Genomic DNA, 18,212 nt, shown 5'->3' with positions numbered 1-18,212 from the left:
CGGTGAAGGCGATGCGTGCGACCGGCTCTGCTAGGCTGCGCGCTCCTCCGCTTCCGCACCGCCCTCGTCATGGATGATCTTCGCGCCACGTTTGCCCGCTTCGGCCCCCTGCAGCCGCAATCCGCCGACGCGTGGCAAGGGCCGTTCCCGCTGCCTGACGTGCTGGCTGGATTCTATGCACACGTCGGGCCGTTCGGTGAGGTGTTCAACCCTGCCAAAGGCCCCAGCGGCATCACCGTACCGGGCGTAGAAGTGTGGCTGCCGCCGTTGCAGCGCCTGTGGGCGTACCAGGCAGGTTATCGCTGGAACGGCGTCGATGGCGAACCGATCAGCGACTGGCCGGCGCACTGGCTGGTGATCGCCGACCACGGTGCCGATCCCCTCATCCTCGACATCAATACCGGTCGCGTGCTGTTCGCCCGTCATGGCGCGGGCCACTGGGATGCCGACGAGTTCGTCACCGACGTACCGACCTTGATGGCCGCACTGGCGGCGGCCGGCAGCGTTTACCTCGAGGCCGATGAGGATCTGTACAGCGATGACGATGATGGCGGAATCCGTCCCGAGCATCGCGAAGCGGCACTGCGCGCTGTCGCTGCAGTGCTGGGCGGCACGGACGAAGCAGAACTGTTCCTGGACGCGATGCAGTAGATCCACGCCATGCGTGGATGGTGTACGGGTGGGTTCAATCCACGCGTGGCGTGGATCTACTCCATGCCTCCGCTGATCACCCGCCCGGCTTTCTTTCCTGCGGCGCCTGCTTGGGCGGTGCTGGGCGGCACGGACGAGGCACAACTGTTCCTGGACGCGATGCAGTAGATCCACGCCATGCGTGGATGGTGTACGGGTGGGTTCAATCCACGCGTGGCGTGGATCTACTTCATGCCTTCGCTGATCACCCGCCCGGCTTTCTTTCCTGCGGCGCCTGCTTCGGCTGTGCAGCCAGGAACGGGTGCAGTACCGAATCCGCAGCAGCCAGCGCGCTGCCCATCAGCAGCAGGGCAGCGGCAATGGCGGCCATCGGACCGAAGCGCGGTCGCGTTCTCATCGGTCTGTCTTCACTCCCAGCAGCGGTCAGTGCGACCCTTGGCGGTCTGGGCACGTGCACAGTCACGCGGTGCAATTCGTCCTTCCTGCAGCTCCACCCGTTGCTTGCTGCCACTGCCATCGCGCTTCAGTTCGAAGGCGTCGTACAGGCGTCCGGTGACCGTGCGCGCTTCGTAACGCAGGTGCTGCGGATCGATGCGCAACACCTGGAACAGCTGGGTGTCCTCGCCCACAGGTTCCATCGTCCTGCGTGCTTCGTCGGACAGCCGGTACTGCTTCGGCCCTGCCACGGTCACCACGTACTGCGGCGTTGCTGCCTGCCCTTCACCGCGACGGCCGTAAGTGTGATCATGCCCCTGCAGCACCAGATCCACCTTGTGGCGTCGCACCACCGGCAGCAGCACCTTGCGCAGGGCTGCATTTTCGCGGCCCTCGCGCGGCGAATAGAACGGTTGGTGCAGGAGCACGATTGTCCACGGCTGCCGGTTGCCGGCCAGCACCTTGTCCAGCCACTGCGCTTGCGCCTTGGCGGTTCCCAGATCCAGCGCTGATGTGCCGTCGACCACGGCCACGCGCACACCCTGCGCATCGAACCAGTAGCTGGTACCCGCCGCTGCATTGGCACCGTTGCCCGGCAGGGCGAAGGTCACCGGCCAATGACGGCCCAGCACGCGGCGTTCCTGCGGGGTGTCCTCGAACTCCTCGAAATACTCGTGGTTGCCGATCGCCGGCGCCACCAGCGTCTCCTGCGCCAGCCAGCTGGTGGCGGCGAACCATTCGCCCCATTCGCTGTCGTCCATGTTGTCGCCACCACTGACCAGGTCACCGGCGAACAGGCTGATCCGCGCATCCGGTGCAGCCTTCTGTGCAGCCCGCACCACGCGGCTGACATGGCTGACGTTCTTGTTCTGGGTATCGCCGAAATACAACAGGGTCAGCGGCTGGTCGGCAGCGGCCAGCGTACGCAGCTGGTTCCACGCGCTCCAGCTGCCGTTGCCTTGTACGCGGTAGACATAGAGGGTGTCCGGCTGCAGGCCATCGATGTCGGCGCGATGATGATGCGACAGGCCGTTCTCGGTCTGCAGCACCTGGGTCGTCGCGCGCACCTCGCGGATGCCTTCGATGGCCGGCGAATCGTCGGCCAGTGCGATTTCCAGCAGCGGCGCCTGCACGCTGCCATCGGTGCGCCAGGCCACCGCGAAACCGTGGCTGGGGTCGACCGACGGAGAGGCGACGATGCGGTCCGGCACCGATGCGGCTGCGTAGTAACGGCTGCCCGACGGCACCTGGGTGTTGGGCTCGGCCGCCGCCATCGCCAGCGATGGCAATGCCAACAACAAGCCGATCGCAAGCCTACGCATCGAACGCGCGCTCACGAACCACACTCCAACGGCAGGGCCAGCTGCTTGGCAATGCTCTCCCAATCAAAGGCCACCACGCCTTGGTCATCGTGCACCGCGTACAGGGCACCGTGCGGGAACCGCGGCGTCGGCTGCTGCATCATCCAGATGCCATCGGTGTTGGCCACGGTATTGCCCTGGAACGCGCCCACCGGCTTCAGCGTATGGCGGTCGAACAGATGGAACACGCTGCGCTGCTTGCCCTGCTCGGTGGTGATCCACCAGCCGTCCTTGCCACAGGTGCGCAGCATCACGCCTTCGGCCTGCGCCTTGAAAACATCGCGACCGAAGGTGGTGCCGGTGAAGTGCCCGGCCAGGGTGTAGACCTTGAATTCGCTGGCGTAGCTTTCGTCCTCTTCGGCGATCAGCAGGCGATCATTGGCCGGATCACCCCAGATCGATTCGACCACGCGCAGCGCGCCGGCTTCGCTGGTATCACCGATGCTGGCCGACAGCGTTGCCTGGACCTTGGTACCGTCGCGGGTCACGTGGTACTGGCGCACGCGCTTGTCCAGCTCAGCCAGCGGCGGCAGGATGTCCTTGCCCTGTGCATCCTCGCCGTTGTCCCAGGAGTCGGTGACGTAGACGCTGTAGCCATCGGCGCGGCGGTCCACCCACAGGCCGTAGGGCTTGCGCAGGTCGTCGGCACCGAAGGTGGCCAACGGAGCGAAGTCCGGCAGTGAAAGCACCTGCACACGGTGGTTGTCGCGCTCGACGATCCACAGCAGGTCATCGATCACCGCGATGCCATTGGGGCGATCAAACTGGCCCAGGCCGGTGCCAGTGCTGCCAACGTCACGCAGGTGCTGGCCATTGCTACCGTCGTAGACCACCAGCTTGTCGGTGGCCTTGGCCGTGGCGATCAGCCAGGTCTTGCCATCCGGTGCCTGCCAGGAGGCCGGCGAATCGATGTTGTCGGCCGGGGTCATCGGAGTCAGGAACGCCTCGGCGATGGTCGCCACCTTGCGCTCGACGGGTGCCACAGCACCCGTCGCGGCAGCCGCGGCCGGCGCCTTGTCCGCTGCAGGCGTGCAGCCGGCGGCAAGAACGGCGGCCAGCGAGACGGCCATCAGGGTCATGCCACGCACCATCACAGTGCCACCTTCAGGCCAACGGCGTAGGTGCGGCCGTACTCTTCCAGCTGCAGGGTGCGCGAGCGCGTGCCCTGGTACAGCTCCAGCGGCTTGTCCAGCAGGTTCTGCGCTTCGAAGTACAGGCTCACGTTCGCGTTGAACTTGTAGTCCAGCGAGAAGTCGAGCTGGGTGTTGGGTGCCACGTAGATATCGAACGCACGGCCCTTGCCGATGGTGTCCAGGTACTCGCTGCGGTACACCGCCGCCAGGCGCGTGCTGAGTCCGTACTTTTCATAGCCGATGTGTGCGCTGTATACGTGCTTGGAGGCGCGCGGCAAGGTGAAGTCCTCACCGGCGCGATCCTCGATGCCGGCGTCGAATTCGGTGTCCAGCCAGGTGCCGCTGGCGCCCACCAGCAGGCCGTCCAGGCCGGCGGGCAGGAAGGCCAGCTGCTGCTGCCAGTTCAGCTCCGCACCACGCACCGTGGCCTTGCGGCCATTGATCGGCTGGGTCACGTCGAAACCGCCGTACGCCGGATCATTGGTACGCACGGTCTGCACGATGTAGCCGTCGATGGACTTGTGGAACAGACCGAGCGAGACGATGCCGGTGCTGCCGAGGTACTTCTCCACCGACAGATCGATGTTCTTCGACTCGTACGGGTCCAGCGCCGGGTTGCCCAGGCGCACTTCCTCGTCACCGCGGCTGTAGCCGACGCGCGGCGAGATATCGCCGAAGGACGGGCGCGAAACGGTCTTGTTGGCCGAGGCGCGCAGCACCCAGTCATCGGCAGCGTCGTAGCGCAGGTGCAGGCCCGGCAGTACGTTGGTGTAGCTGCTGTTGGCCACGCGCGGGGTCACGGTATAGCTACGGCCGTTGGCAGCCACATCGACCTGATTGCCCTCGGCCTTGAAGCGGGTGTTCTCCACGCGCACACCACCGATGATGCGCAGCGCGCCGACATCCCAGGTGCCCATGGCATAGCTGGCGAAGATGTCTTCACTGGCGGTGTAGTCCTCTTCCAGCGAGGTCATCGCATTGGCACCGACGTCCTGCGGACGGGCGCTGTACTGGCCGCCGTTGGCCGCCCAGAACGCGCGCATGGCATCCGAATCCATGCCATCGCCCAGGGTGCCATGACGGTAGTCGGGCGAGCCGGTGGTCCAGCTCGACAGGGCAACTTTCGGGCCGACGCGCAACTCGCTTTCGTCCACGTTGACGTCGCGGTCGCGCCAGCGGCCCAGCAGGCCGAACTTGATGCTGCTGTTGTCGCCGTCGAAGCGCACGTTGACCTGCGCACTGTATTCCTTGTCGTTCACCTGCTTGGGCGAGATCACGAAGCGGTCGAACGCGTAGTTGCCGTTGTCCAGCCACTGCGGGTTGTGGAAGCTGTAGCTTGGCAGGCGGCTGCTCTGGTCCAGGGTGCCGTTGAACGCCTTGCCATTGAGCTTGAAGCGCGCCTCCATCTCATCGTTCACCCGCTCTTCGGTACGGGTGAAGCCGAGCTTGTAATCGACCACGGCGTTGGTCAACTTGTTCTCGCCACCCACGCTGGCGGCGAAGGTGTTCTCTTCCTTGGTGCGGTAACGCATGCGCTTGTCGATGGAATCCTTCGGCATGCCGTCCAGACGGTACTGGTCGGTACCGGTCTTGACCATTTTCGCGTCGTCGAAATTGAAGATCACGCGCTGGCGGGTTTCGGCATCGTCGAACTGGCTGTACAGCGCACGCAGGTAGTACTTGCTGTCCTCGTTCGGGCGCCAGTCCAGGTTGAGGTTGGCGCCGATGCGCTTGCGCTCGATCTCATACTTGCGGTGCTGCAGGTTGATGGCGGTGACGTCGCCCGGCGCGGCATCGTCTTTGCCGTCGTACTCCACTTCGGTGTTGTCCGATTCGAACTTGCGCTTCTGGTAGTTCACACCCAGCGCCACGCCGAAGGTGTCGTTGAACACTTCGCTGTAGTTGAAAGCGGCCTTCGGGCTGGTTTCGCCGGACAGCTGCTGGTGGCTTGCTTCGATCTTGCCGCGCAGGCTGCGGCCGTCACGGTCGAAGGCCGAGGCCGATTCGACCAGGATCGCGCCACCGATGGCGTCGCCCGGCATATCCGGGGTCGGCGACTTGACCACGCGTAGGCGCTCGGTCGAATCGGACGGAATCACGTCCAGCGGTGCAGCACGGCTGGAATCTTCCGGGGTGCCGATGGCGATGCCGTCGACGCTGACGCTGTTGAGGTTGGCATCCAGGCCACGTACCACCACGAAGCGGCCTTCGCCCTGGTCGCGGGTCACGCTGATGCCCGGCAGGCGCTGCAGCGACTCAGCCACGTTCTTGTCAGGGTACTGCCCCAGCGCATCGGAGGACACGGCATCTTCGATGGCATCGCTGCTGCGCTTGAGGTCAACGGCGCGGACCTGCGATTCCAGCTGCGCACGTACTTCGATGCGGTCCAGATCGGTCGCCGCAGCGCCGCCGCCGGCCGCTGCAGCAGTTTCGGCTGCCAGCACCGACGGGCTGGCCGTCACCAGCAGTGAGAGGCTGATTGCCAGGCCCAACGTGTTCTTCTTCTGCACAGCTATCCCCAACGGTGTAAAGATTGGGTCAGCACGGTATGTCCGCGAGGTTGCATGGGCATGACACCGGTGGAGCCTGGCCTGCCGGACCCGGCTCGGCACCACCGCGCATTCCGCTTAAAATGGGGCTCTCCCCTTCTGCCAGACCCTCCCATGAAGATCGTCGAAGTGCGCCACCCGCTGGTGCAGCACAAGATCGGCCTGATGCGCAACGCCGCGCTCAGCACCAAGGATTTCCGCGAACTGGCCAACGAACTTGGCACGCTGCTGGCCTACGAGGCCACCGCCGACCTGGAAACCGAGCCGCACACCCTGCCGGGCTGGTCCGGCCCGGTCACCGTGCAGCGCATCGCCGGCGCCAAGATCACCGTCGTGCCGATCCTGCGCGCCGGCCTGGGTATGCTCAGCGGCGTGCTGTCGCTGATCCCGGCCGCTCGTGTCAGCGTGGTCGGCCTGCAGCGCGATGAAGAAACCCTGCAACCGGTGCCCTACTTCGAGCGCCTGACCGGCCGCCTGGAAGAGCGCGACGCGCTGATCCTCGACCCGATGCTGGCCACCGGCGGCACCCTGATCGCCACCATCGACATGCTCAAGCGCGCCGGTGCCCGCCGGATCAAGGGCATCTTCCTGGTTGCCGCACCCGAGGGCATCGAAGCAGTGAAGGCCGTGCACCCGGACGTGGAGATCTACACCGCCGCGATCGACGCGCAGCTCAACGAAAAGGGCTACATCCTGCCGGGCCTGGGTGATGCCGGCGACCGCATCTTCGGTACCCGCGTGGGCTGAGATCGACCGGGGTCGGAGCGCTTTCGAAAGGAAGTGCTCCACCTGCTCCAGGCACCTTCACGCCGGCTTTGCGGAGACGGGCGAATGCTCCGCGCACCCGCCCTGCCCTGGAGCCACCATGAAAGCATCATTCCTGCTCGCCGCCGCCCTGCTGCTCAGCCTCCCGCTTGCCGCCAACGCCGCCACCCCGCAGCAGCAGCGCATGGCCGACTGTTCGGCCAAGAACAAAGGGCTGAAAGGCGACGCTTACAAGTCTGCGCAGAGCACGTGCCTGAGCTCGCACGCAGCCGCCCCGGCAGCCCCCACCACGCCGCAGGAACGCATGAAGAAATGCAACGCCGACGCCGCCACCAGGAAGCTCGCCGGTGACGCCCGCAAGACCTTCATGAGCAGCTGCCTCAAGGCATCGTAAAAACAGCGAAGAAAGGCCCATCCACGCATGGCGTGGATCTACTGACCGTCACTTGGAACCTGTCCGTCGAATGGGGTCAGAGCCCGTTGCGCAGCAACAGGATCCGACCCCGACGGGTCACGAAAATCTGTCAGCGGCGGGGCGGTGTCGGATTGCGGGGTGTCAGCCGCATGGATGCGGCTGCCAAGCCCCCAGGGATGGGTTTACGGCGTCCCCGCAATCCGACACCGCCCCGCCACCCCTCGGATAACCCGCTTTTGCCGTTGACGTTGACGTTGATTCGGCAGATGCAGGGCGCAGCCCTGCCCGCAAACGTCACCCCAACGCCCGCGCCTTCAGCTCGCCCTGCTCATGCAGCGTAACGAAACGCCCCTTCTCATCCCGCCCGACCTGCGCCAGCGCCACCTGCGGGTCATGGGTGAAGAACAGATGCACGTTGCGCGCCAGCTTGTCTTCCAGGAACTGCCGCTTCTCGTCGATCAGCAGCTCGGCATTACGGTCGTAGCCCATCGTGATCGGCACGTGCACCCACGAACGACCGGGAATCAGGTCGGCGCAGAACACCACGCCGCCGTGCGCCCCTTCGCCTGCGCGTCCCTGCCCCACGATCTCGGCCAGCATCAGCCCCGGTGTGTGCCCGTCGCTATAGCTGAAACGCACGCTGTGGCCGAGCACCTTCGAATACTCACCGTTCACCACTTCCAGGCGTCCACTGGCCTGCAGCAGGCCCGGCAGTTCCGGAATGAAGCTGGCGCGATCGCGCGGGTGCGGCTGCAACGCGCGCTGCCAATGCTGCGCACCGACCACGTACGTCGCATTGGGGAACAGCAGTTCCGGTTCACGGCCTTCGCGCCACGCCGCCAGCAGGCCACCGGCATGGTCGAAATGCAGATGGCTGAGCACCACCACATCGATGTCTTCGTGCTCGAAGCCGGCTTCGCGCAATGAATCGATCAGCACATGCTGGCTTTCCTGCACGCCATAGCGCTCGCGCATGCGCGGATCGAAAAACGCACCGATGCCGGTTTCGAACAGCACCGTCTTGCCCTCAAGCGGGCTTGCCAATAACGCACGACAGGCCAGCTCAATGCGATTGAGCTCGTCCGGTGCTGCCCATTTCTCCCACAACGCACGCGGTGCATTGCCGAACATCGCACCGCCATCCAGGCGCTGAGTATTACCGCGGATCGACCATAGTTTCATGGCGCAATTATCGGTCGCCGCTCGTTAAATAATCGCTAGCCGGGAAATGAAAAACCCCGCCGTTGCGGGCGGGGTTTCGGGATCGACCTGATTGCTGGCCAGCGGCCGGCACTACCGGATCAGGGAGCCTGCACGACCTGGGAGCTGCCGACCGGGTTGCGCGGATCGCTGCCGCCAAACAGCTTGTTGGCCTTGCGGTCCCACTCCACCGTCTGCAGGTTGCCCCACACATGGCTGGAACCACGGCCACCAGCGGCGACCTCGCCCGGCAGATCGATCTTGTGGCCCATCGCCTGCAACTGCTTGATGGTGCCAGCGTCGAAAGCGTTGCTCTCGGCCTCGATCAGGTCCGGCAGCCACTGGTGGTGGTAGCGCGGCAGCGCGGCGACCTGCTGCGCATCCAGGCCAGCGTCGTAGCCGAGGATGCCCAGCAGCACCATGGTGATGATGCGGCTGCCACCGGGCGTGCCCAGCACGATCACCTTGTCGTCGTTCTCCATGAACGTCGGCGTCATCGAGCTGAGCATGCGCTTGCCCGCTTTCGGTGCATTGGCGGCGTAGCCCATCACGCCAAAGGCGTTGGGCGTGCCCGGCTTCAGCGCGAAGTCGTCCATCTCGTTGTTCAGCAGCACACCGGTGCCCTTCGGAATCAGGCCCGAGCCGTACAGCAGGTTGACGGTCTGGGTGGCACCGACACGGTTGCCGTCACGGTCGATGATCGAGAAATGGGTGGTCTCGTCATCTTCCAGCGGCGTCGGGTTGCCCGACAGCAGGTCGCTGGGGGTGGCCTTTTCCGGGTGGATGGTGGCACGCAGGCCCTGCGCGTAATCCTTGCTGGCCAGCACCTTCTGCGGGATCTGCACGAAATCCGGATCGCCGAGGAAGAAGGTGCGGTCACGGTAGGCACGGCGCATCGACTCGACCACCAGATGGGTGCGGTGCGCGGCATCCATCTGCTTGATGTCCCAGCCTTCCAGGATCTGCAGCATGCTGGCCAGGGCGATGCCACCGGAGGACGGCGGCGGCGCGGTGGTGATCTTCCAGCCGTTGTAGTTGAAGACGATCGGCGCGCGCTGCTTGACGCGGTAGCCGGCCAGCTCCTCGGCGGTCCACTTGCCACCTGCCTGCTTCACGCCGGCCAGCAGCAGCTTGCCGGTCTGGCCCTTGTAGAAGCCATCGAAACCGCCGGCTGCCAGGCGTTCCAGGGTCTGCGCCAGTTCCGGCTGCTTGAACAGGTCACCGGTGGCGATCGGCTTGCCGTTGCGCAGGTAGACCTCGCGCGTACCGGGATAGCGCTCCATCACTTCGCGGCGCGAGGCATAGCCCTTGGCCATGCGCTCATAGACCGGGAAGCCGTCGCGGGCAATGCGGATCGCCGGCTGCAGCGAGGTCACCAGCGGCAGCTTGCCGTGCTTGGCCGACAGTTCGACCAGCGCCGCCGGCAGGCCCGGAATGCCGGCCGACCACGGGCCGTTGACCGAGCGGTCGCGGTCCAGGTCACCCTTCTTGTCGAGGAACGCCTGTGGCGTGGCTGCGGCCGGCGCGGTCTCGCGCGCGTCCAGCATCACGTCCTTGCCGGTGGCCGCATCATGCAGCAGGAAGAAGCCGCCGCCGCCCAATCCAGAACTGATCGGCTCGACCACGGCCAGCGTGGAGGAAACCGCCACCGCCGCGTCGAAGGCGTTGCCGCCCTGGGCCAGGATGTCGACACCGGCCTGCGTGGCCAACGCGTGGCCGCTGGCGATGGCCGCGCCATCAGGGCGCTCGGCGCGGGCCGGGGCATCAGCCCAGGCGACGGGGCTCAGCAGCAGGCCGAGCAACAACAGGGGGCGGGCGAACGGCTTCATTCGGATGGGGGCTCCGCATAGAGTTCGGGATGATCGTGCTGCAGCTGGCGCAACTTCGCCAGCAGCTCGATTTCGGTTTCGACAATGTCCGGATCGGGGTCGATGCATTCGACCGGACAGACGACCACGCACTGCGGTTCGTCGAAATGGCCCACGCACTCGGTACAGCGGGCGGGGTCGATCACGTAGATGGTTTCACCCATCGTGATGGCCTGGTTCGGGCAGGCCGGCTCGCATACGTCACAGTTGACGCAGAGCTCATTGATTTTCAGCGACATGGCGATACTCCACGCCCGCGCCTTGGGACAAGGACCGGCCTGCGCGGGCGCGCGGGCCGGTCAGGTCATCAGCGGCGCCCATCGCAGGGCGCCGCCCGGGTCGTGCCGCAGCACGACCGCCTCGGCTCGGTCTTACTTGGCTTCGACGAAAATGTACTCGGCACCGGTCGGCTGGACCACGGCCTGGACACGGGCGTTGTCGGCGGACTGGCCGATGAACACGACGCGCACGCCCTTCATCGAATCCGGCGAGACGTCCTTGAACACGACCTGGATCATGTCAGCCATCTTGCCCGAGGCCGACGAGCCGAAGGCCAGCATGTTGCCCGGCTGCACGCCACGGGCCACGGCCTGGGTCGCGCTTTCGGTCTGGCGCTCGTACTTGGCCTGGAAGTCCGGGTCGGTTTCCGGCGAGAGGTAGTACAGGAACGGGCTGTTGGTGATGTTGCCCATGTTCTGGATGGCCACTTCCTGCAGGTACTTCTTCCAGCCTGCGTCGTCTTCCTTGGCCGGGGCGACCAGCGCCTGCTTGGCTTCGTCGACCGGAGCGGCTTCTTCCTTCTTGCAGGCGGTGAAAGCCAGGGCAAACGAGGCGATCAGCATCGCGCGCATGGTGTTGTTCATGGGTTTCCTCCCGGAATGTTGCGTGTTGGTGTGCGTAATGGGGTGCGTGGTACTACAGGATCTACTGCTGGCCAAGGCTTACGACTGCGCCGACTTCGCTTCGCGGACCTTGCGCAGCGCCTCGAGCACGGCGGCCGGCACGAAGCCGGACACATCGCCACCCAGGCGTGCGATCTCGCGGACCAGCGAGGACGAGATGAAGCTGTGCTGCTCGGCCGGGGTCAGGAACAGGGTCTCGACCTCCGGAATCAGGTGGCGGTTCATGCTCGCCATCTGGAATTCGTACTCGAAGTCGGACACCGCGCGCAGACCGCGCAGCAGCACCCCGCCCTGCACCGAACGTACAAAATGGGCCAGCAGCGTATCGAAGCCGATGACCTCGACGTTGCTGTGGTGGCCAAGGGCGCCACGCGCCAGCTGCACGCGCTGTTCCAGCGGCAGTGCCGGCCCCTTCGAGGGGCTCTGCGCCACGCCCACCACGACCTTTTCAAACAGCGGCGCGGCCCGGCTCACCAGGTCGATATGACCGTTGGTGATGGGGTCGAACGTGCCGGGATAGACGGCGATGCGGCGGTTGGCCACGGTCATGGGCGGTTGCAGATGTTCAGATGAGGTCAAAGTGTAGCAGCGGCACGGCGGTACAGGGCAAAGCGCACCTCGCGGGTGCTGCCATCGCGGTGCAGCAGCCATTCCGGGGGCAGCACCGGCACGTGGCTGGCCGGCGACTCCAGGTACAGCCAGGCATCGGCAGCCAGGTGCCGCGGCAGCTGGGCCAGCACGTCCTGCCACAGGCCATCGGCGAACGGCGGGTCGATGAACACCAGATCTGCCTGCTGCGCCGGCGCGGCCTGCAGCCAGCGCAGCGCGTCGGCCTGGGCGACCGTGACGCTGTCGCCTGCCTGCAGTTTGGCCACGGCAGCGGACAGATTGCGCGCCAGTTGCGCATCGCGCTCGACCAGGGTGGCATGCGCGGCACCGCGCGAGACGGCTTCCAGCCCCAGCGCGCCACTGCCGGCGAACAGGTCCAGAACGCGGGCCCCGCCCAGCTTGGGCATCAGCCAGTTGAACAGGGTTTCGCGCACGCGGTCGCTGCTGGGCCGCAGGCCCGGCAGCGTCGGCACCGGCAGCCGGGTATTGCGCCAGCGCCCGCCGATGATGCGGACCTGGCCGTCGTTTGCACCCCGGCCGCTCATCGGCGCCCCCGGCGGGAGGTATTCGAGAATTTCAGCATGAGCGGGATTGTAGTTCGGCCGGGCTGCGCCCGGCACCCACAGAAGCCACAGCAACGGCCGAAGCAACGGCAAAAGCCTGCTATCCGTGGGTTGGCGGGGTGGGCCCGGTTGAGGGGGCCGCTGCAAGTACGTCCATGTAAGCTCGGTCGCCGCATCCATGCGGCTCACGCCCCCTCAACCGGACCCACCCCGCCTTCGACAGTTTCCTGCGATCTGTCGAACGGCTCTTGGGGTCAGATCCGTTTTCCCGCGGAAAACGGATCTGACCCTGGTTTGGATTTCGATATGTGGGAGATTTCATCCACGCATGGCGTGGATCTACAGATCGCGACGATCTGTCGAAGGCGGGGCACTGTGGGTTTGCGGGGTGTGAGCGGCATGGATGCCGCGACCAAGCCCCCATGGACGGGTTTACGGCGTCCCCGCAAACCCACAGTGCCCCGCCATCCCACGGAATGCCCGCTGTTGCTGTTGCCCTGGCCTCTGCGGGTGCAGGGCGCAGCCCTGCCAGAACAACCCCTTGATTTCGGGACAATCACCCTTACCCCTTGGCGAGGCCGCACGCGCTTGCGCGGCACCGCACATGGAGCCTTACCCGATGACCGAGACGATCCAGACCGAAACCCTTGGCTTCCAGACCGAAGTCAAGCAGCTGCTGCAGCTGATGATCCACTCGCTGTATTCCAACAAGGAGATCTTCCTCCGCGAGCTGGTCTCTAATGCCGCCGACGCCGCCGACAAGCTGCGCTTCGAAGCCCTGACCCAGCCCGAGCTGCTGGAAGGCGACAGCGAACTGCGCGTGCGCGTCAGCTTCGATCCGGCCGCGCACACCATCACCATCGAAGACAACGGCATCGGCATGAGCCGCGCCGACGCCATCACCCACCTCGGCACCATCGCCAAGTCCGGCACCGGCGACTTCCTGCGCCAGCTGTCCGGCGACCAGAAGAAGGACTCGCAGCTGATCGGCCAGTTCGGCGTCGGCTTCTACAGCGCCTTCATCGTCGCCGACGAAGTCGAAGTCACCTCGCGTCGCGCCGGCCTGGCTGCCAGTGGAGGCGTCCGCTGGACCTCGCGTGGCGAAGGCGATTTCGATGTCGCCACCATCGACAAGGCCGAGCGCGGCACCCGCATCGTGCTGCATCTGAAGGACAGCGAACACGATTTCGCCGACGGCTGGCGCCTGCGCAGCATCCTCAAGAAATACTCCGACCACATCGGCCTGCCGATCCAGATGCCCAAGGAAGATGCTGAAGAAGGCGCCGCGATCGAGTGGGAGACCGTCAACCGCGCCAGCGCGCTGTGGACCCGTCCGCGCACCGAGATCAGCGATTCGGAGTACACCGAGTTCTACAAGCACGTCGCCCACGATCACAGCGATCCGCTGGCCTGGAGCCACAACAAGGTCGAAGGCAAGCTGGAGTACACCTCGCTGCTGTACGTGCCGGGCCGTGCGCCGTTCGACCTGTACCATCGCGATGCACCCAAGGGCCTGAAGCTGTACGTGCAGCGCGTGTTCGTGATGGACCAGGCCGAGCAGTTCCTGCCGCTGTACCTGCGCTTCATCAAGGGCGTGGTCGATTCCAACGACCTGTCGCTGAACGTCTCGCGCGAAATCCTGCAGTCGGGCCCGGTCATCGATTCGATGAAGGCCGCGCTGACCAAGCGTTCGCTGGACATGCTGGAGAAGCTGTCCAACGACAAGCCCGAGCAGTACGCCGCGTTCTGGAAGGAATTCGGCCAGGTGCTGAAGGAAGGCCCGGCCGAGGACTACAACAACCGCGAAAAGGTCGCCGGCCTGCTGCGCTTCGCTTCCACCCGTGGCGAGGCCGATGCGCAGACCGTGTCGCTGGCCGACTACATCGGCCGCATGGCCGAAGGCCAGGACAAGATCTATTACCTGACCGGCGAGAGCTACAGCCAGGTGCGCAACAGCCCGCACCTGGAAGTGTTCCGCAAGAAGGGCATCGAAGTCCTGCTGCTGACCGACCGCATCGACGAGTGGCTGATGGGCTACCTGACCGATTTCGACAGCAAGGGCTTCGTCGACATCGCCCGTGGCGATCTGGATCTGGGCGCCCTGGAAAGCGAAGCGGACAAGCAGGAACAGGAAGCTGCTGCCAAGGACAAGCAAGGCTTGGTCGAGCGCCTGAAGAACGTGCTCGGCGATGACGTGGCCGAAGTGCGCGTGTCGCACCGCTTGACCGATTCGCCGGCGGTGCTGGCCATCGGCGAACAGGACCTGGGCCTGCAGATGCGCCAGATCCTGGAAGCCAGCGGCCAGAAGGTGCCCGACAGCAAGCCGGTACTGGAGATCAACCCGGGCCACCCGCTGATCGCCAAGCTGGATGCCGAAGCCGACGGCGCACGTTTCGACGACCTGGGCCGGGTGCTGTTCGACCAGGCTGCACTGGCCGCCGGTGACAGCCTGAAGGATCCGGGTGCGTACGTGGCCCGTCTGAACAAGCTGCTACTGGAGCTGTCGGCCTGATTGATGCCGGGATCGCCCGGTCTGGTGGGTGCCAACCTCGGTTGGCACCGCCATTGACCTGTAGAGGCCAACCTTGGTTGGCGCTGTCGCTGCGCTGGTAGGTGCCAACCTTGGTTGGCGCTTGGTTCGACTGCAGAAGCGTGCCAACCAAGGTTGGCACCTACCAAAGCGGATCGCGGTTGTCCCCCGAAGCACGGCGAGGTTGGTATTCCGCAGAAGCAGGCCACGGTTGCCCAAGGCCAGCCACCGGCCCGCCCAGAGCCGATCGGATCAGGCCTGTCGATCCAGCAGCGAGCCCAGCATCTGGTCCCCGCGGCGGATCACCGCCACGTTGGCAGCAAAGGCCACCACCTCGGCCTTGGCGGCCAACAGGTCACCCAGCGGCGCGGACGGGTCTGTGTCGCCAGTGGAGATCACGCGGGCGTCCACCCCGCCCTGCGCTGCGGCTTCGCGCTGCAGTTGCAGGCGCGGTGCATCCGCGGTCGCCAGGTTGGCCACGTTGTGTGCGGCCACCTGCACGCCCCGCTGGGCCGCACGCATCCCGCTGAGGGCAACACCGGTCACATCGTTCATCGGGGGTCTCCCAGGCCACCCAACGCAGCCTTCCGCACCGGTTAACGGCCGCGCGGCTGCGACCTTGAGTCCACGCCGGCCAGACAGGCCCGGGTGGTAGCATATCCCTCTGATTTCAGCGCCTTTTGCCAATGCTCAGTTTTTTCCGCCGCAAGAAGCCCCAGGACGCCGCCACACCGGACGCGCCCAAGACCCAGCACTACTCGGCCGAAGAGCTGGCGGCGGCATTCCCGTCGGCCGCGCCGCCCGAGCAGGCCCCGGCCACACCGGTAGCCCCGCCCGTGGCGGAAGCGCCGGTGCCAACCGCCACCCCCGAAGTCGTCGCGCCCGCAACGTCAGCAGCGCCGCCCGCGCAGGCGACGCTGGAAGCACCGCAGGAAACCACTGCGGAAGCCCTGCCGGAACGCGTGCTGGCACCGGAGAACTTCGCAGCCGAAGCGGCCGCCGCCGCTGCGGTCCTCGCTCCGCTGGCCCCGGTCATCCCCGCGCAGGAACCGGCCGCCCCCGCCGCCGACCTGCCGGTGCTGGTCGATGCCCCGCCTGCCACGGCCGGCAAGCCCGGCTGGCGCGAGCGCCTGCGCAACAGCGCTTTCGCCCGCAGCTTCGGTGGCCTGTTTTCGCGCAATCCCAAGCTCGATGACGACCTGCTGGACGAGATCGAGACCGCACTGCTGACCGCCGACGTCGGCGTTGCCGCCACCACCGACCTGATCGCCGACCTGCGCAAGCGCATGAAGGCGCGCGAATTCATCGATGCCAACGCCCTGCTGGCAGCGCTTCGCGCCGACCTGATCGCGATCCTGCAGCCGGTGTCCAAGCCGCTGATCATCGACCGCAACGCCAAGCCCTTCGTGGTGCTGACCGTCGGCGTCAACGGCGTTGGCAAGACCACCACCATCGGCAAGCTGGCCAAGCGCTTCAAGGACGAGGGCCATAGCCTGATGCTGGCCGCTGGCGATACCTTCCGTGCTGCCGCCGTGGCCCAGCTGCAGATCTGGGGCGAGCGCAACGGTGTGGCCGTGGTCGCGCAGGGGCAGAACGCCGATGCCGCCTCGGTCGCCTACGACGCGTTGCAGGCCGGCAAGGCCCGCGGGACGTCGGTACTGATCGCCGATACCGCAGGTCGCCTGCACACCCAGTCCGGGCTGATGAACGAGCTGGGCAAGATCCGCCGCGTGCTCGGCAAGATCGATGAGAACGCGCCGCACGAAGTGCTGATGGTGATCGATGGTACTACTGGTCAGAACGCGCTTTCGCAGCTGCGCCAGTTCAATGCCGCGGTCAAGGTGACCGGCCTGGTGGTGACCAAGCTCGACGGCACCGCCAAGGGCGGCGTGGTGTTCGCACTGGCCCGTGAGTTCGGGATTCCAATCCGTTTCGCCGGCATCGGCGAGCGCCCGGAAGACCTGCGCGTGTTCGATCCGGAAGCTTTCGTCGACGCCCTGTTGCCCGAAGCGCTGGGTGCCTGAAACACCGTGCAGCCACGCATGGCGTGGCTCTACTGCAACCCGGTAGAGCCACCCCGTGGGTGGCTGCCTTTTGGAGTACCAATGCCCCGCCAGCAGAACGCCAGCGCCATGCCAGCCCCCGAGCACGGCTTCGTCGCCCGCCTGCTGCACTGGTTCGACGACCACGGTCGCCACGACCTGCCCTGGCAGCATCCGCGCAGCCCGTATCGGGTCTGGTTGTCGGAAATCATGCTGCAGCAGACCCAGGTGGCAACGGTCATTCCGTACTTCCACCGTTTCCTGCAGCACTTCCCCACCCTGCCCGACCTTGCCGCCGCCAGCAACGACGCGGTGATGGCGCAGTGGGCCGGGCTGGGTTACTACGCCCGCGCGCGCAATCTGCATGCGGCCGCCAAGCGCTGCGTGAGCGAACACGCGGGCGACCTGCCGCGTGATTTCGATGCCCTGCACGACCTGCCCGGCATCGGCCGCAGTACCGCCGGCGCGATCCTCAGCCAGGCCTGGAACGACCCGTTCGCGATCCTCGACGGCAACGTCAAGCGCGTGCTCAGCCGCTATCACGGCGTCGAAGGCTTCCCCGGCCTGCCCGCCATCGAAAAGCAGCTCTGGGCCATCGCCGAAGCGCAGGTCGCGCAGGTGCCGGCGGGGCGCATGGCCGACTACACGCAGGCGCAGATGGACCTCGGCGCGACGGTCTGCAGCCGCGCTAGACCCGCCTGCGTAATCTGTCCCCTGCAGGCCGATTGCGTGGCCCGTCGCGAAGGCCGCACGGCCGAACTGCCAACAGCCAAGCCGAGCAAGGTGCTGCCCGAACGCGAGGCGGTGGCCCTGCTGCTGCGCGACAAACAGCAGCGCGTGCTGCTGCAGAAGCGGCCGGATACCGGCATCTGGGCGCAGTTGTGGACACTTCCGCAGGCCGATGCGGGCAGCGAGCTGCAGGACTGGTTCGACGTGCACGTCGATGGTTCGCTGGAAGATGCCGAGGAACTCCCGGTGCTGCAGCACACCTTCAGCCACTACAAGCTGCATCTGCAGGTATTGTCACGGCAGGTGCACGGCCTGCGTGTGGAAGAATCCACGCTGCGCTGGGTCGACGCCGCCGAATTGTCTGCACTGGGCTTGCCAGCCCCTATCCGAAAACTGCTTGATGGCACGCCCATCAAGGCCCCGAAGCGCCCCCCCGCGAAATCCCGCAACCACGAGTGAG

Annotated in this window: 16 protein-coding genes and 1 pseudogene; 6 read left to right on the top strand and 11 right to left on the bottom strand. The window is 66.0% G+C overall.

Annotation, left to right across the window (positions count from 1 at the left end):
* Positions 1–69 precede the first annotated feature (69 nt).
* Positions 70–651 (top strand): hypothetical protein, encoded by a 582-nt coding sequence (locus ACQ5SA_RS13895; RefSeq protein WP_499314510.1) that lies wholly within the window; start codon positions 70–72, stop codon positions 649–651.
* Between the two features lie 262 nt (positions 652–913).
* On the opposite strand, the pseudogene ACQ5SA_RS13890 reads toward ACQ5SA_RS13895, so the two are convergent.
* From ACQ5SA_RS13890 to ACQ5SA_RS13875, 4 genes and pseudogenes are all read right to left on the bottom strand, one after another.
* Positions 914–1,048: pseudogene (locus ACQ5SA_RS13890) on the bottom strand (inorganic diphosphatase); the annotation flags it as partial.
* Between the two features lie 10 nt (positions 1,049–1,058).
* On the bottom strand, positions 1,059–2,408 hold the full coding sequence (locus ACQ5SA_RS13885; protein ID WP_499314627.1) for a purple acid phosphatase family protein: 1,350 nt from the start codon (positions 2,406–2,408) through the stop codon (positions 1,059–1,061).
* An 11-nt stretch (positions 2,409–2,419) separates the two neighbouring features.
* A complete protein-coding gene (locus ACQ5SA_RS13880) occupies positions 2,420–3,538 on the bottom strand; it encodes a phytase (protein WP_499314508.1) in 1,119 nt (372 codons plus the stop codon).
* On the bottom strand, positions 3,538–6,090 hold the full coding sequence (locus ACQ5SA_RS13875) for a TonB-dependent receptor (RefSeq protein ID WP_499314506.1): 2,553 nt from the start codon (positions 6,088–6,090) through the stop codon (positions 3,538–3,540). Before ACQ5SA_RS13875 ends, ACQ5SA_RS13880 begins: the two co-directional genes overlap by 1 nt.
* Positions 6,091–6,243: 153 nt before the next feature.
* Here ACQ5SA_RS13875 and upp point away from each other — a divergent pair, with 153 nt between their 5' ends.
* A complete protein-coding gene (gene upp / locus ACQ5SA_RS13870; protein ID WP_089240393.1) occupies positions 6,244–6,876 on the top strand; it encodes a uracil phosphoribosyltransferase in 633 nt (210 codons plus the stop codon).
* A 118-nt stretch (positions 6,877–6,994) separates the two neighbouring features.
* Positions 6,995–7,288 (top strand): PsiF family protein, encoded by a 294-nt coding sequence (locus tag ACQ5SA_RS13865; RefSeq protein WP_230111422.1) that lies wholly within the window; start codon positions 6,995–6,997, stop codon positions 7,286–7,288.
* A gap of 315 nt (positions 7,289–7,603) precedes the next feature.
* Here the strand turns inward: ACQ5SA_RS13865 and ACQ5SA_RS13860 are convergent, their stop codons facing one another.
* The 6 genes from ACQ5SA_RS13860 to rsmD form a co-directional block, all read right to left on the bottom strand.
* Positions 7,604–8,491 carry an MBL fold metallo-hydrolase gene (locus tag ACQ5SA_RS13860; RefSeq protein WP_499314505.1) on the bottom strand — a complete coding sequence of 296 codons (888 nt, stop codon included), beginning with the start codon at positions 8,489–8,491 and terminating at the stop codon, positions 7,604–7,606.
* Between the two features lie 119 nt (positions 8,492–8,610).
* Entirely contained in the window at positions 8,611–10,338 is a 1,728-nt protein-coding gene (ggt, locus tag ACQ5SA_RS13855; RefSeq protein ID WP_499314503.1) for a gamma-glutamyltransferase, read from the bottom strand.
* The gene (locus tag ACQ5SA_RS13850; protein WP_025878828.1) at positions 10,335–10,616 is read right to left on the bottom strand and encodes a YfhL family 4Fe-4S dicluster ferredoxin; all 282 of its coding nucleotides are present in this window, start codon (positions 10,614–10,616) and stop codon (positions 10,335–10,337) included. The genes ggt and ACQ5SA_RS13850 overlap by 4 nt, the downstream gene beginning before the upstream one ends.
* A gap of 132 nt (positions 10,617–10,748) precedes the next feature.
* A complete protein-coding gene (locus ACQ5SA_RS13845; RefSeq protein WP_089240385.1) occupies positions 10,749–11,240 on the bottom strand; it encodes a hypothetical protein in 492 nt (163 codons plus the stop codon).
* Between the two features lie 78 nt (positions 11,241–11,318).
* Entirely contained in the window at positions 11,319–11,828 is a 510-nt protein-coding gene (gene coaD / locus ACQ5SA_RS13840) for a pantetheine-phosphate adenylyltransferase (RefSeq protein WP_008267036.1), read from the bottom strand.
* Between the two features lie 26 nt (positions 11,829–11,854).
* Positions 11,855–12,433 (bottom strand): 16S rRNA (guanine(966)-N(2))-methyltransferase RsmD, encoded by a 579-nt coding sequence (rsmD, locus tag ACQ5SA_RS13835; RefSeq protein ID WP_499314501.1) that lies wholly within the window; start codon positions 12,431–12,433, stop codon positions 11,855–11,857.
* Positions 12,434–13,070: 637 nt separating this feature from the next.
* Here rsmD and htpG point away from each other — a divergent pair.
* Entirely contained in the window at positions 13,071–14,963 is a 1,893-nt protein-coding gene (gene htpG / locus ACQ5SA_RS13830; protein ID WP_499314499.1) for a molecular chaperone HtpG, read from the top strand.
* 270 nt (positions 14,964–15,233) lie between these two features.
* Here the strand turns inward: htpG and ACQ5SA_RS13825 are convergent, their stop codons facing one another.
* A complete protein-coding gene (locus tag ACQ5SA_RS13825; protein ID WP_499314497.1) occupies positions 15,234–15,536 on the bottom strand; it encodes a hypothetical protein in 303 nt (100 codons plus the stop codon).
* Between the two features lie 131 nt (positions 15,537–15,667).
* Here ACQ5SA_RS13825 and ftsY point away from each other — a divergent pair, with 131 nt between their 5' ends.
* On the top strand, positions 15,668–17,005 hold the full coding sequence (ftsY, locus tag ACQ5SA_RS13820; RefSeq protein ID WP_230112498.1) for a signal recognition particle-docking protein FtsY: 1,338 nt from the start codon (positions 15,668–15,670) through the stop codon (positions 17,003–17,005).
* Between the two features lie 81 nt (positions 17,006–17,086).
* The gene (gene mutY / locus ACQ5SA_RS13815) at positions 17,087–18,211 is read left to right on the top strand and encodes an A/G-specific adenine glycosylase (RefSeq protein ID WP_499314495.1); all 1,125 of its coding nucleotides are present in this window, start codon (positions 17,087–17,089) and stop codon (positions 18,209–18,211) included.
* The last annotated feature ends 1 nt before the right edge of the window (position 18,212 follow it).

Origin of the sequence: Stenotrophomonas indicatrix (assembly GCF_050573115.1) — a bacterium.
GTDB classification, from domain to species: domain Bacteria; phylum Pseudomonadota; class Gammaproteobacteria; order Xanthomonadales; family Xanthomonadaceae; genus Stenotrophomonas; species Stenotrophomonas lactitubi_A.
Note: the sequence above shows the minus strand (reverse complement) of the source record. Positions and strands in the feature narration are given on the sequence as shown.